The organism is Roseateles sp. AC306, assembly GCF_979253795.1.
Genome location: NZ_CEEDEB010000003.1, coordinates 347,172 through 361,521, shown reverse-complemented (window position 1 = coordinate 361,521; position 14,350 = coordinate 347,172). Strand labels below are relative to the sequence as shown.

The 14,350-nt window shown below is 62.3% G+C and carries 13 protein-coding genes and 1 pseudogene; 9 read left to right on the top strand and 5 right to left on the bottom strand.

The window, feature by feature from the left end; genetic code table 11:
• Positions 1-158 precede the first annotated feature (158 nt).
• Entirely contained in the window at positions 159-1,697 is a 1,539-nt protein-coding gene (gene istA, locus AC0IZJ_RS09690) for an IS21 family transposase (RefSeq protein WP_471849026.1), read from the top strand.
• Positions 1,694-2,445 (top strand): annotated as a pseudogene (istB, locus tag AC0IZJ_RS09685) (IS21-like element helper ATPase IstB). The gene istA and the pseudogene istB overlap by 4 nt, the downstream one beginning before the upstream one ends.
• 329 nt (positions 2,446-2,774) lie before the next feature.
• On the opposite strand, the gene AC0IZJ_RS09680 reads toward istB, so the two are convergent.
• Entirely contained in the window at positions 2,775-3,125 is a 351-nt protein-coding gene (locus AC0IZJ_RS09680; protein WP_471849024.1) for a hypothetical protein, read from the bottom strand.
• A gap of 228 nt (positions 3,126-3,353) precedes the next feature.
• On the opposite strand from AC0IZJ_RS09680, the gene AC0IZJ_RS09675 reads away from it, so the two are divergent.
• The 6 genes from AC0IZJ_RS09675 to AC0IZJ_RS09650 all read left to right on the top strand — a co-directional run bounded on the left by AC0IZJ_RS09675 (position 3,354) and on the right by AC0IZJ_RS09650 (position 9,502).
• Positions 3,354-3,800 carry a LexA family protein gene (locus tag AC0IZJ_RS09675; RefSeq protein ID WP_471849022.1) on the top strand — a complete coding sequence of 149 codons (447 nt, stop codon included), beginning with the start codon at positions 3,354-3,356 and terminating at the stop codon, positions 3,798-3,800.
• A 4-nt stretch (positions 3,801-3,804) separates the two neighbouring features.
• Positions 3,805-5,112, top strand: coding sequence for a Y-family DNA polymerase (locus AC0IZJ_RS09670; protein WP_471849020.1), 1,308 nt, complete (start codon positions 3,805-3,807; stop codon positions 5,110-5,112).
• Positions 5,113-5,168: 56 nt separating this feature from the next.
• A complete protein-coding gene (locus AC0IZJ_RS09665; protein ID WP_471849018.1) occupies positions 5,169-5,648 on the top strand; it encodes a DUF2726 domain-containing protein in 480 nt (159 codons plus the stop codon).
• Entirely contained in the window at positions 5,645-5,938 is a 294-nt protein-coding gene (locus AC0IZJ_RS09660) for a hypothetical protein (protein WP_471849016.1), read from the top strand. Before AC0IZJ_RS09665 ends, AC0IZJ_RS09660 begins: the two co-directional genes overlap by 4 nt.
• Before the next feature lie 2 nt (positions 5,939-5,940).
• Positions 5,941-6,918 (top strand): DUF72 domain-containing protein, encoded by a 978-nt coding sequence (locus tag AC0IZJ_RS09655; RefSeq protein ID WP_471849014.1) that lies wholly within the window; start codon positions 5,941-5,943, stop codon positions 6,916-6,918.
• A gap of 214 nt (positions 6,919-7,132) precedes the next feature.
• A complete protein-coding gene (locus tag AC0IZJ_RS09650; protein WP_471849012.1) occupies positions 7,133-9,502 on the top strand; it encodes a sensor domain-containing diguanylate cyclase in 2,370 nt (789 codons plus the stop codon).
• A 55-nt stretch (positions 9,503-9,557) separates the two neighbouring features.
• Here AC0IZJ_RS09650 and AC0IZJ_RS09645 read toward each other — a convergent pair whose 3' ends face one another.
• The 4 genes from AC0IZJ_RS09645 to AC0IZJ_RS09630 form a co-directional block, all read right to left on the bottom strand.
• Entirely contained in the window at positions 9,558-10,394 is an 837-nt protein-coding gene (locus AC0IZJ_RS09645; protein ID WP_471849010.1) for a Bug family tripartite tricarboxylate transporter substrate binding protein, read from the bottom strand.
• A gap of 277 nt (positions 10,395-10,671) precedes the next feature.
• A complete protein-coding gene (locus tag AC0IZJ_RS09640; protein ID WP_471849008.1) occupies positions 10,672-11,976 on the bottom strand; it encodes a response regulator in 1,305 nt (434 codons plus the stop codon).
• Positions 11,977-12,513: 537 nt separating this feature from the next.
• Positions 12,514-12,897: a hypothetical protein gene (locus AC0IZJ_RS09635; RefSeq protein ID WP_471849006.1), complete on the bottom strand. Its 384-nt coding sequence runs from the start codon at positions 12,895-12,897 to the stop codon at positions 12,514-12,516.
• A gap of 275 nt (positions 12,898-13,172) precedes the next feature.
• Positions 13,173-13,508 carry a chemotaxis protein CheB gene (locus AC0IZJ_RS09630; RefSeq protein ID WP_471849317.1) on the bottom strand — a complete coding sequence of 112 codons (336 nt, stop codon included), beginning with the start codon at positions 13,506-13,508 and terminating at the stop codon, positions 13,173-13,175.
• 305 nt (positions 13,509-13,813) lie between these two features.
• Between AC0IZJ_RS09630 and AC0IZJ_RS09625 the strand changes: the two genes are divergently transcribed.
• Positions 13,814-14,344, top strand: coding sequence for a hemerythrin domain-containing protein (locus tag AC0IZJ_RS09625; protein WP_471849004.1), 531 nt, complete (start codon positions 13,814-13,816; stop codon positions 14,342-14,344).
• The last annotated feature ends 6 nt before the right edge of the window (positions 14,345-14,350 follow it).

Here is a 14,350-nt window from a genome sequence, read left to right as displayed (position 1 = left end):
CAAAAGCCCAGGGCGGCAACCCCGGGCTTCAGCGTCGGCTCAAGAGCCAATCGAACTTCAAAACGTCGATGGCAGTATGAGCTGCATGCCCCTCAGGCGTCAAGCCTGAGCGGGCGGCTGGGTGAACTCATCTGTTCATCAACAGCAAAGGAAAACCCATGAGGGTTCCCGTCCACCTGCAGCGCGAAGCTGCACGTCTTCACTTCTACGACTCCTCTCAGTCCAGCCGCGCCATCGCGCGCATCAGCGGTCTCTCGGCCAATACCGTCAACGACCTGCGCGCCAAGCTGCGCGGATGCGGGAAGGCTTGGCCCGAACTCCAGGTTCTCGACGACGACACCTGGTGCGCCACGCTCGGCACGCAGGACCGCAGCAGGGTCCCCGTCAAGCCAGTGCCCGACTGGTCATGGGTTCACGAGCAGATGCAACTGCCTGACGCCACGATGGAGCGCATCTGGCGCGAGTGGCGAGAGAGCTGCCCCGATGGCGTCGCGTACTCACAGTTCACGGCGCTGTATCGCGACTGGGCCAAACGCCAGCATGTCGTGATGCGACGCTCCCACCGCCCCGGCGACAAGCTGTTCGTGGACTTCGCCGGCCGCACCGTTGAAATCCGCGATCCCGAAGGCGGGCCGTCCACCTTCGCGCAAATCTTCGTGGCGGTCCTCGGCTACTCGAACTACACCTACATCGAGGCGCTGGCCAGCCAGACCACGCCGGACTGGGTGTTGTGCCATGTGCATGCCTTCCAGGCGCTGGGCGGCGTACCTCAGTGGGTGGTCAGCGACAACTTGAAGGCGGCCGTCTGGCGGCGAGAGCGCGAGCGCATCGTGCTGAACCCGGCCTACACCGACTGCCTCCGTCACTACGACACAGCGCCGCTGCCTACGGGCTCCCGCAAGCCGAAGCACAAGGCCAAGGCTGAAGTAGGGGTGCAGATCGCGCAACGCTGGGTGCTCTTCGCGCTGCGCGAGCGCGTGTTCTTCAGCCTGGCCGAGTTGAACGTGGAGCTGGTGCGGTTGACGGCGCAGCTCAATGACCATCCCTTCAAGCGCCTGCCCGGCTGCCGGCGCGAGCGCTTCGAGGCACAGGACCGGCCGGCGCTCAAGCCGCTGCCGGCCGTGCACTTCGAGCTGAGGGACTGGCGGTACGGCGTGCGCGTGCAAGATGACCACCACGTCGAACACGGCAGGCGCTACTACTCGGTACCGCATCACCTCGCCCGCGAGCGGGTGGACCTGTGCGTTGCGGGCCAAGCTCTGGAGGTCTTCCACAAGGGGCGGCGCGTCGCGATGCATCCGCTGCTGGCTACCGCCGGCGAAGCGGCCACGCTGCCCGAGCACCGGCCGCTGGCCCACAGGCGGGTCTTGGAGGGCGAGCCCAAGCTGTTGCTGGCCTGGGCGACAGAGGTCGGCGCCAGCGCGGCGCGGATGATCGAGCACCACCTGCAGCAGCGCCACGACGCGGCCAACGGCCTGAAAGCGGCACAGCGCCTGCGCGATCTGGCGCGGCACTACGGGGACGAACGCTTCGAGCAGGTCTGCGCCTATGCGCTGCCGCTGAACATCACGACGTTGCGCGGGGTCACGTCGATCCTGAAGGAAGAGGCGGACTTGCGTGCGAGTCGGCCGCCACCCAGGCCGCCTGCCGTGATTGGTGAGGTTCGCGGTGCCGACTACTTCAAGGAGCCGGCATGAGCAGCACACAACAGACGCTGGCGCGGATGCGCGAGCTGCGCCTGGGCGCAATGGCAGAGGCCTACGAGCATCAGCTCCAGCAGCCTCGGCTCCACGAGATGAGCTTCGAAGATCGCCTGGCGTTGCTGGTGGAGCATGAGGCATCGCAACGGCACGACCGCAAGCTCAAGCGGTTGTTCCGCGCAGCGGCGCTACCTGAGCCGGCGGCGCTGGAGGACCTCGATCCAAGGACCCAGCGCGGCATGGACCGAGCGCAGATCGCCAGCCTCGGGAGCTGTGACTGGATTCGCCGGCAGCAGAACCTCATCATCCAGGGCGCCACCGGTGTCGGAAAACGTGGCTGGCCTGTGCGCTCGCCGGTCAGGCGTGTCGGCTGGACATCCCGGTCATGTTCTTCCGAGCCAGCGATCTATGCAGCACCATCAGGGACCGGGCGCATGAGGGCGCGCTGCCCAAGCTGAAGATCGCCCTGGCCAAGCCGAGTCTGCTGGTGCTGGATGACCTGGGGCTGGGTGAAATTGACACGCTGGCGGGGCAGTTCCTTCTCGAACTGGTGGACCGGCGCCAGCGCACAGGGTCACTGCTCATCACGAGCCAGTACCCGACAGAGAAGTGGCACGCCTTCTTCCCGGACCCGACTGTGGCCGACGCGGTGCTCGACCGCATCGTGCACAAGGCGCACCGCATCACGCTCAAGGGCGAATCGATGCGCAAGGTGATGGCCAAGAAGTCGTTCCAGGCTGTCTAGAAGCGCCAGCACGCTGCGCAGGACTTCCAGCGGACTGCGCAGCCCGTCGGAACTGGTGCTCATGTTGCCGGAATTGCTGATGAAGTCGGGCCTGACGCTCAGGACGCAAAGGCGCCGCTGACTGCCAGCGCCGGACCCGGTGCTCAAGACACGTCGTGCAAGGTGCTCAGCAAAGACTGGACCGGGTGCTCAGGCAGCGCCGGAATATGCAATCGGAAATCTGGGTGCTTCCGGACGGCGACTACGAGGGCTGCCACGCAGAACTGGAAACCCACGCCCGCTGGGCATACGAGCTCATGCTAGAGGCGGTGTACTCAGGCCGCGAGGGTTCAGCGGACTAGCCGGAAGTCGCCGTGTCCCATCTCTTGCCAGAGGATCCGGGCCTGACGCCCCAGCAGTATGGAGAACGCGTTGAACGGCTCCTCTCCCATCTCGCTTTGGAGTTCGAACAGGCGGCTCTGCGAGATGTCGTCGTCATAGATCAGCCAAGCCCAGCTGCCCTGCTCATCGACTTGTTCGAACTCGAAGAAAAAGCACAGCCCGCTCCGGTGCCATGCCCTCGCGGCCGCACCGCCGTCGTTTTTGATCTCCCAGTCACCGCGCCACTCGGCCGGCCACGTGGTTGCGTCGAACCCAACGGCGGTCTCCGTGGTCGATGTGGATGAGTTGCGATCGGTCACGTCAGCGTACCTCTGCGCCTGAAGGCCGGCGAGCCCGCCCTGTTCTTTGCCGGGTCTTGAGGATGGTCCGGGTACCGCTGGGGCGGCAGCAGGCCTGCTTCGCGCCGAGCACGACGGGGTTGATGGCCCATTCCTCATGCGACGGGGTCGTGCTGCTTTGCATGTTTCAACCTTCGCTTGCGGGGACGCGCCGATAAAGGCGACACCTATACTGTACAAAACAACAGTATGCAGCGCATCAGCCTTTCCTCCGACATCTGCTTGGTACGCGTTCAAGCGGTGCCCCTGCACGTCCGCGACCTTGGCGTCGCGGTTCACGCCGGCTTTCCAAGCCCGGCCGAAGACATCGGCGCCAAGCGCATCGACCTCACCGCGGAGCTGGTCAAGCACCCCCAGGCCACATTCCTCCTCCGCGCGCGCGGCGACTCTATGCGCGACGCCGGCATCTTCGATGGAGACGTGCTAGTGGTCGACAAGGCGGTGACCGCAAAGAACGGCCATGTGGTCATCGCCGTCATTGATGGCGAGTTCGTTTGCAAGCACCTTCAGCTTCGCGCCGGCCGCGTCAAGCTCAAATCTGCCAACCCGAGCTACCCCGACATCGTGCCCAAGGAGGGCCAGGTGGTGGAGGTCTGGGGCGTCGTGACGGCAGCGATCAAGACCATGCCCGTGTGACGCCATGCTGGCGCTTCTGGACATCAACAACGCCTACGTTTCGATGGAGCGGGTCTTCCGCCCATGCTTGAACGGCCTGCCAGTTGTCGTGCTGTCGAACAACGACGGGTGCGCGGTGGCCAGAAGCGATGAAGCACGAGCGCTCGGCATCAAGATGGGCCAGCCGTTCTTCCAGTTCCGGCATCTGCAAGAGGATGCTGGCCTCGTGGCGCTCTCCGCCAACTTCGGCCTGTACGGAGATATGAGCGACCGTTTTATGAGTCTTGCGGCTGGACTCGGCCCCGAGCAAGAGGTCTACAGCATCGACGAGACCTTCATCTCGCTCGACGGCGTGCGCGGTGACTTGGTGGCGCGCGCTCGGACGATGCGCGCCAGGGTACTGCAGTGGCTGAGCCTGCCCTGTAGCGTAGGCATTGGCCCGACCAAGACCCTGGCCAAGTTCGCCAACCACGTTGCTAAGTCGGCTGAGCGTAAACCAGGGAGCTACCCGGCCGAGCATGCGCAGGTGTGCCACGTTGGCCGCTTGTCCGCGGCGGCGCTCGACCAGTTGCTCGTTGCAACGCCCGTCGGAGACATTTGGGGCGTAGGGCCACGCATTGGCGGGCAGTTGCGGGCAGCCGGCATCACGAACGCCAGCCAATTGGCCAAGCTGGATGCGAGCACTGTGCGCTTGAACTGGTCGGTCGTGCTGGAGCGAACGGTGCGAGAGCTTCAAGGCACGCCCTGCCTGGAATTCCAGGATGAGCCGGAGCCGCGACAGCAGATCGCGTCGACGCGTTCGTTCGGACAGCCCGTGCAGGAGCTGGGACAGCTAGTCCAAGCGGTGACCGAGTTCTGCACCCGTGCGTCGGAGAAGTTGCGCTGGCAGCAAAGCCATGCCAGCAAGGTCATGGTCTTCGTTCGGACCAGCCCCTTCCGTAAGAAGGATGCGCAGTACTCCCGCTCCGTCGTGATGCCGCTGCGCCGCCCGTGCGCCGACACCGCCGCGATCGTTCACGCAGCGATCGATGGGCTGCGGGGTATCTACAAGCCGGGCATCAATTACGCCAAGGCGGGGGTGATGCTGATGGGCCTTCAACCTGCAGAAGCCGGGCAGACCGAGCTCGACCTCGAGGACGATGAACCCGCCGGTGACCGTAACCGGCTCATGGAGGCTGTAGACGTCGTCAACGACCGCTTTGGCAAGGGCACGATTCGCGTGGGATCGGCCAAACCCCGCCGGGCCCCTCAAGGCTCGTGGGAAACGAAGCTGGAGCGGCGCACGCCGGCATACACCACCGACTGGACGGCGATGCCAGTCGTCAAGTGCTGAAGCGCTTCAAAATCAGACGCCGCCGGCGTGAGGACCGGTGAGCTCAAGGGGAGACGATGAGCAAAGAGATGCTGTTTGTGCTGGTTTTGGCCGTCGTGGTGTCAATCGCGGCTGCTGTACTCAAGGGCGCGGGTCGCCGCAAAGCGTCGGGAGAAGTGCGGCCGAAGAAGTTGCTCACCGATCGGGAACAGCCCATGTTCCACCGGCTACAGCAGGCTTTTCCAAACGACATCGTCTTGAGCCAGGTCGCCTTTTCCGCTCTGATCACCGCCAAGGACATGCCGACCCGCGCCACCTTCAATCGGAAGGTCGCCGACTTCGTCCTGGCCACCAAAGCGTTCGAGGTGCTTGCTGTGATCGAGCTCGACGACGCAAGCCACAAGGGCCGCGAGGTCCATGACAGCAAGCGCGACACGCTCCTGGAGCGCGCGGGCTATCGCGTGCTGCGCTTCAAACACGTCCCTGACGTCGACGCTGTCCAGCGCGCTGTGCGCCCGCCAATTGCCCTGGAACCCAATCTCACGCCACAACGATGAACCAACCGATCGTTCGGCGAGCGCTTGAGCTCGCCAAGAGACACCCGGACTGGACAGGCCAGCAGGTGCTGGACGTGGCCATGGATGGGCATGTGGAGACGCATCCAGATTTCGAGGTGCCGCCCAACATCGATGGTTACGTCGACTGGCTAAACCCCCCGTCTCCCTTTGCGCATGTGCTGAAGAGCGCCTTCGGCCCGCAGCTGACCGTCGATGAGTTCGACGCGCGGTCCGCACAGTGGCATGAGGTGATCGACGGCTTCGCGGCGCGATACCGCCTCTGGAGGTAGTCATGGACGACCTGTTCGGCGACACCGACCCCAACGCCATCGCCGCGCCTGGGCCGGTCGGCCCTCGCAAGAACGTGGTTGTCGGCATGGCGTCGTGGGCCGATCCGTCGCTGGTCAAGAAGAAGACGTTCTATCCGCGCGGCCACTCCACGTCGGAAAAAATGCTGCGCTTCTATGCCAGCCAGTTCCCGATGGTGGAGGTCGACAGCAGCTTCTTCGCTCTGCCGACGCCAAGCAATTCAGCGCTTTGGGCCGAACGGACACCGCCTGACTTCAAGTTCAACATCAAAGCGTTCCGGTTGCTCACCGGGCACCAGACGCCGCCGAAGGTTTTCCCACCCGACATCCAGCAGGCTCTGCCGCCGCTGACCGGCAGGAGGAAGAACTGGTACTACGCGGACGTGCCGCGCGAAATCGTCGATGAGATCTGGCTGCGCTACAAGGCGGCCATCGAGCCGCTCAGGGCTGCGGGCAAGCTGCGGGCGGTGCACTTCCAGTTCGCGCCGTGGGTCACCGGCGCCCCGGAATGGAAGGCCCATGTCGAGGAATGCGTCGCGCGGATGGGCGACCACCGACTGGCGGTCGAGTTTCGCAACAAGTCCTGGTTCGGTGACGGCAAGGCCGAGACGACACTGGCCTGGGAACAAGCGTTGGGCGTGACGCACGTCATCGTCGACGAGCCGCAGGGCGTGGGCAACTACGCCCACGGCGTGTGGGCGGTGACGACCCCGGATCTGGCTCTGGTCCGTCTACATGGCAACAATGCCCAGACTTGGGATGCCAAGGGCTTGGCGGCCGCATCCGAGCGCTTCAACTACGAATACAACGACCAAGAGTTGCAGGAGATCGCCCGCCGGACTGCCGCGGTCGCGGAATTGGCGCTTGACGTGCAGGTGGTCGTGAACGTCAATTTTGAGGACCAGGGCATCCGTGCGGGGCGTCGCCTGGCGCAGTTGTTGGCTCGGACTCAGATCGCATAGGTCCTGTCGCCGCCGCCGATCGCTACGCAACTTGGCCATCCTTCGCGAAGCTTGCAAGTCGGCGGCCTATTCAGCGTAGCCCTCGTCGGGTGAGTGCTCGCGGGCCGCTACGATCCCGGCAGCCAGGGGAGAAAGAGGGTCAGAAGGCCCCACCAGCCAAAGCCGGACCACCGGATGGAAGACCGTCTTGCCGTTCAGAAGAAAAGCCAGATCGTTGAGCCTACGCCTGCGGCTCAGCATGGGGGTCATCGCCATCGTGCTGGCGACGACGCTCGGCCTCGCCACCTCCGCGCTGTTCTTCGTCAAGCGGCACATGCAAGATTCGATTGCGCAGGAGCAGTTCGCGCGGATATCTGCGCTTGCTGACGCGGTTGATCAAAAGTTCATCAGTCGCCGCAGTTTGCTGCGCAACTTCAGCGCCAGCTTGCAGTACCAGCGCTTTTTGGAAAGCGCTCCCCTTCAAGCGTTCCTCGCGGCCCACGAGAAGTCCCTTCGGGAAAACTTCGACAACGTAGCCATCTTGAACCTGAAGGGCGACTTGGTGGCCAACCTCAACGGCGCTGATCGCATCGGGAAGATCAACGTCGCTGATCGGCCCTACTTCGCCGATACCGTGACTCAGCGGTCGGGTGTCATTTCCCAGCCCTACCTCAATCGGCTAAGCGGCCAAGCCCAGATCGCAATCACTCAGCCGGTTCTCGATGAGCAAGGCGCGGTGCGGTGGGTCATCTCTGGCTCCATCAATCTGAAGGAAGAGAATTTCCTCGGTGAGCTGTCGCGGATCAAGTTCGGCAAGACTGGCTACATGTTCATCACGAACACAGAAGGGATCGTCATCGATTCCCCGAGAAAGAACCGCATCCTCAAGCACACGGATGCAGAGGGTGGGCGCAATGAGGCAACGGCACGCGCCATTGCTGGGTTCGAAGGAACCACCGAGGGCGTCAACCGGGTGGGCGTCCATGGCCTGTATGCGTTCAAGCAGACCAAGCAGACCAACTGGGTACTCGGGGCGATCTACCCCAAGAATGAGGCGTTCCTGGAGATCGACCGGATCGAACGGCTTGCCATCGGTGGGGCCATCGTGCTGACGATGCTGGCCGGCGCGCTCACGCTGACCGTGCTGAACTGGCAGCTCTCACCCTTGACGCGGCTGCACGATCACATGCAGCGAGCGCGCGGCCTCACAACATACACACCGTACGAGGCGAACCCGTCCCAACCTGAAATTCGCAACATGGCGCGAACGTTTGACTCGCTGATGCTGGAGCGAGAGAGTGTGCAGGCGGAGTTGCAGGCGCGCGCGGCACGGGTCAGCGCCTTTCTGGCTCATGCGCCTGACGCCTTTGTCAGCATTGACGAAAGCGGCAACATCAAGGAGTGGAACCGCCAGGCCGAGGCCACCTTCGGATGGACGAAGGCGGAGGTCCTTGGCAAGCGCTTGAGCCAGGTCTTGATTCCTGCAGGGATGAGGGCGGCCCACGAGGCAGGGTTCGCTCAGTTCATCCATACCGGAACAGGGCCCGTGGTGGATCGACGGATCGAGGTGCCGTCTTTGCATAAGGATGGTCATGAGATCCCCGTCGAGCTTTCTGTGGCCTCGATCCGGCATGGGGACGTCTACATTGCCAACGCCTTCTTGCGGGACATCACTGATCGAAAGCGAGCGCAAGCCGAACTCGCGGCCAGCGAAAAACGCGCGCGGGACATCGCGGACCACGTACCGGCATCGATCGCCTACTTCGACGCCGACTTGCGCATGCATTTCGTCAACGAGCCCGCGCGCCGGTTGTTTCAGCTTGATGTCGAAAAAGACTACGACATGCGCTCCGCCATCGGAGAAGCAACTTTCCTGCAGCACGCACCGTACCTAGACCGCGTGCTCGCGGGCGAGGAAGTGAGCTTCGAGTTTCCCTCGCTCAAGATTGAAGGCAGCCACCGCCAGGCGAACCTTGTGCCCGACCTGGGTGAGCACGGGGAGGTCAAGGGCTTCTACGTCATGACCTTCGACGTCACCGAACTCAAACGTGCCGAGAAGACACTGTTGGAGCTTGCTCGTACCGACACGTTGACCCAGTTGCCGAACCGGCGGCGGTTCCGCGAGAGGCTCGACGAAGCGCTGGCGCGCAGCCAACGCAGCGGCCGGGCGATGGCGCTGATGTACCTTGACATTGACTACTTCAAGCAGATCAACGACACCTACGGCCATGGTGTCGGCGATGAAGTGCTGATTGGTTTTGCCAGGCGCTTGCAGGCAGCGGTTCGGACGACGGACACCGTCGCACGACTGTCTGGAGACGAATTCGTCATCATCCTGGAAGGGCTTCACGAACCCGAGGAAGGTAGCCTTGTAGCCGCCAAGATCGTGGCTGCCATGCAGGAGCCCTTGGCGCTGCAGGAGCAAGAATTGAAGGTGACTTCAAGCATCGGCATCGCGGTGATCGAGGCCATCGCGCCTGACCACGAAAGCGCCTTTATGCGCCTGAACGAGCTGACCGCCACGGAGCTCATCGCCCGCGCTGATCAGGCACTCTATGAGGCCAAAGGAGCGGGACGCAATAGATTCGCTGTCTTTGACGCATAGGTGGCAGAGTTGCCCGTCGGCGAAATCGGCCAATTTCCAGTTTCAGTCGCCAACTTCACAGCGCGCCTGGCAAAACATTCAGCTCCTTGAGGAGCGGTTCCCACCGCCTTGCCTCACTGCGAACGAACCGAGAAAACTCTGCTGCCGTCATATCAAGCGGCTGGAACCCAAAGTCGGCGAACCGCTTGACGACTTGAGGCTGCTTCATGGCTTGGGAAATCTCGTCAGTCAACAATCGGATTGCAGCGGGCGGAGTCCCCGATCTGACAACCATCCCGAACCAGACGGTCAGCGCCACACTTGCGACACCGGCCTCCGCTGTGGTGGGTACGTCAGGCAGCTGCGGAACGCGACGCGGTCCTGCTGTTGCGAGAGCCCGCAGCTTGCCACTGGAAAGATATGGAAGACCAGGTCCCAACCCGTCGAACAGAAGATCGACTTCATCTCCCAGCAGCGCAGTTATGGCGGGCGCTGAGCCTTTGTATGGGATGTGGTTGAAGTTTCCGCCGGTAGCCACCCGCAGCATTTCGGCCAACAGATGGCCAATAGTGCCATTGCCCTGGGACGCAAAGTTCAGCGTCTTTTTCCGCGAGGCCTCCACCAGCTTTGAAACCGTGAAATAGGGGCTGTGCTGCGAGGTCCACATGACCATGGGCATTTGCAGCAAAGGCGCGACTGGCTCCAAATCTATGAGCGGATCATGGTTGAAGTCTTTGTACAGATACTTGTTTACACCTAAGGTCGAGGTATCACCAAGAAGCAAGGAATACCCATCTCCTTTTGACCTTAGTACCGCTCCCGCTGCGAGCTGACCTCCAGCACCTGGCTTGTTTTCCACTACAACCGGATGTCCGAGGCGTTCCGACAGAATTGCACCGACTGTTCGGGCCATGAGGTCTGCAGGCCCTCCGGCTGGATACGCGACGTAGATAGTGATCGGCTTGTCGGCCAAGGATTGCGAAATCGACTGCCGCGAGATCAATAGGCCCGATACCAGTGCTAAGACTTTCCTTCGATCCGTCATTTCGTTGCCAATAGTGATTCTTCCTGGAAAGTGATTGATTTTTGTTCAATGTCGGCGTAAATCCAGGAATGCGCGCCAATTGTTCAGCATTAATTCACGTATGCTTGTTTGTTGACGAGTTTAAGCGTGCCGCCAACAAGCTGAATCAGCCAAAATCTTCCAACGGGCTTATTGGACGCATTGGCAACACGCGATGTAATTCGTCCGACAGGAGCTTCTGGTCGACCGGCTTTAAAAGAAACCCGTCCATGCCGGCCTCGATACACGCTTGTCGATAGTCCGGGATGCTTGTTGAGGCGACTATTGGGAAGGGCGCCATAGATCCGATCTGCTGCAAGCCACGAATGCGACGAGTGGCCTCCAGACCGTCGACCACGGGCATCTCGACATCCATGAGGACAACGTCGGGCGCGCGATCCAGGCATGCGTGAATCGCCGCCTCCCCGTCGCGTGCCTCGCCCACTTCATAGCCCAGCACCTCCAACTGCGCGCGTGCCAGCATCTGGTTCACCTCGCTGTCATCGACTACCAGCACCCGCTTGGCGTCATGGGCGTACAAGGGCATCGGCGATGTCTCGCGTGCCACGTCGCTCGAGAGCCGACGATCGACGCGAATGGTGAAGCGTTCCAATTCAGCCGGGCTTAGCGGCAGGACGCGCACGTCGACCTGACTGCGTTCGCGGGCCGTGAGGGAGTACGAACCAGCGAGCACCGCCAGCACGGTACTCAGGCCGGGGTGGGTTGTGGCGACCCTTTCCATCGCCGACAGCTCCGAGCCGCTGACTTCCGTGACGATGAGCAACATGGGTGCTTCATCGCGCGGCATCTTGGCGCCGAGCAACAGCGACTGCACTTCCTCCAGCGAGCCAAAGCTTTTAGTTCGCCAGCCCAGACGCCGCAAGCGACGATCGACGGAATCGAGCCGGCCGTGGCTGGGGCTCACCAGCCAGGCCACGGCGCCATCAGCTTTGGCATGCCGCCCGACGTGATCGGGCATTTGCACCGCTTGGACGTGCGTTTCGACGGAAAGCACCAAGCCGTTCGCACCTGCATCGACGAATTGGACTCGACCACCCGTGGCCGGGCAGACGCCGTACGCCTCCGAAGGGCGATCCAAACCATGGCCTGAATCCGGCGTGGCCCGCATCTGCAACCGGTCAAGCACCTTGTGCAGGTCCGCCGCAATGTCGCCGCTACCTGCTGCATGGATGGCCACACGGCTCATCCCGTCCACTGGGGCATGAGCCTCCGCTGTGAACATGAGAAACCCTCCGTCGAGGCAGTCCGTCATACCAAGAAGGATTCGGTGGATCGCCGCTTTCAGACTGGCGTCCGACACCAGTAGCTCTATGTTGGGCCCCGTGTAGTCAAAGTAGGAAGTGAGGCCCTTCCTCCATGCCACGGGGAGCACCAGCCTGGCGCCTTGGGTGAAGAGCTCAGAAAACTCCATCGATGGCTGCCTCTGGCGATCAGACTACCCGAAGTTCCTGCCAGATTTGCTTGCGGTTCTAGGGGAAGCGTCGTGCGCTTTGCAGCGGCGTTGCGACTTCTGCGCCGATGTTTCTTCCTGCTCAAGCGTTGCAAGGTCAGCCCTGGGATAGCCGGACGCATACAAACGCAGCCTTACCCGGCTGCTGGAGTGGCTGGCAGGAGAGCCAAGGGTCCGCAAAGTAGAGACAGTCGTCATCGCCGTCGTACCCGAATATCGCCTGGTCTTGGTTGGCGACACTGAAGGGAGGCATCACGCGCTGACGCGCAGGACGCAAGGCATGGATCTGGCTGCCCTCCGGGTGGGGCAGCGCGTCTACTGCGCGGTGGCAGCGCGACTGGCCATCGTCCTGTTAGCGACCGCCTTCTTTTAGCCGGACAGCGAAAGCAACGACAAGCGGTGGAAGGTCTCGAGTCGCCTTCTGTGCTTCGCCGTGCGCGTCGCGGTTGCACAAGCCGGCGGGAGGCCGCGACGCATTACGAGTTTTGCCCAGTTTTGTTACCCATGGATTGGGCCCTCCGCCCAGTGCTGGGCGGCCATCACAACCGCCGCGCCGTCCTGCAACAGCACCTCCCGCGGGCGCTTGCCAGCTAGGAAGCTGCTTGTAGATTCGAACCATGCCGCTATCTGAAAAGGAGACCTGCCCTGCATCACTTTGAGCACCTCACGAAGGCTGGGCACTGGTTCTAGGGCGGAATTAAACGCATAGCGAGGGAAGATCTGAAGCCCATCCCGCTCCAACGCGAAAAGTTGCCCGTGCGCTAGCCAGCGGGCCAGCATGGCGTCGCCATCCAAAGGATTCGTCTGCAGTTCAGAGTACAGATCCGTCGGTGCAAGCCATGCGGTACCGCTCATCACCCGCCGTTCCGTGTCAGCGAGCATGCGCGACTTGATCTCCTGGGCCTCCTCATAGGCAATAGCAGCGTTTGATGTCGACTCCGCAACCATAGTGGGTGATACCTCCATCCTTGCCAAGCTGCTTGCTGACGCGGTAAGTATCGATGCAGCGAGCGTGCGGTCTGTAGTCGTCCAGCCACCCTGGAAATTGGTACCACTCAGCAGCCCGGACGCAAGGCGTACCGCCTCGCCGTCATCACTATGTTGGGGCCACGCAGGCCGTGACATCCGACGGTGGCTCGGAGCACCATAGTGCCGGGTCAAGATGCCTTCGCCGGACGGTTACTCTGCGGCGGCGTATGCGCGCCTCGATCCGTAACCCAGCCGACGAGTCGGACTTTGCTAACCAACACGCGTCCGGCGGGAGCTCCTTGCGACGCGTGTCGCGAAGTAACTTCTCTTTCAAGGAAGAAATCACTAGCTTTCGCTGAGCCGCTGAAGCCTCCGCAAGCGCTGCTAGATGAGACGAACGGCTCGGCCTTAATCTTGTGAGCGCCGGTGTGCAAGACCACGCAAACTGGAGCCTTGAAGTCGCTTGGCAGGCCGCTGCAGATTTGCCGAAGGGCAGCAACCCCACCCAGAGATGCGCCGATCACGATGAGCCGTGTGTCGAGGTTGGAAGCCGAGGTCGTGGATATCTCTGTTGTGCCCAAGCGCTGGTCCCCTCGCCATCAGTTGGGCCGTAGCCTGTGGGCTGCGACCGTTCAGGGCGTGTCGTTGAAAACAGAACGGGCGAGCAACGTTCCCGCAACCTCGCAGATTGGCTCGGGGAAGCGCCAACGGCCCGCAGCCCCCGCTGTTTGGGCGGCGTCCTACGTCTGTGGTCCCCTGTGCACGGCATCCTTTGGGCTCCTCGCGCGGCCTCGCCTGCGTGCATTTGCCACTAGCCATAGGAACAACCATGCCGACCTCAGCCAAGGCCACCAAAAGCTCGACACGGAAACCTGCCGCCCGAAGGACCGCCGCCCGCAACCCTGACGCAATTGATCTGCTGACGGCAGACCACAAGGAGGTCAAGAAGTTGTTCAAGGCGTACGACAAGCTCGCAGAAGCCGATGGTGACGCTGCGGATAAGCAAGAACTTGCAGCGCAGATCTGCGCAATGCTGACAGCGCACGCTACCGCCGAAGAGGAGATCTTCTACCCGGCCGCCCGTGAGGTGCTCGGCGAGGATGAGGACCTCATCGACGAAGCCGACGTTGAGCATGCCAGTGCGAAGGATCTCATCGCGCAGATTGAAGCTGGTACGCCGGACGATCCGCTATATGACGCCAAAGTCAAGGTACTGGGCGAGTACATCGATCACCACGTCAAGGAGGAAGAAGGGGAGATGTTCCCCAAGGTGCGCAAATCTGATCTGGATCTCGACGCACTGGGTGAAGAGATCGCGGCACGCAAGGCCGAACTGCTGGGCGAAGCCCAAGCAGCCTGAGGCTAA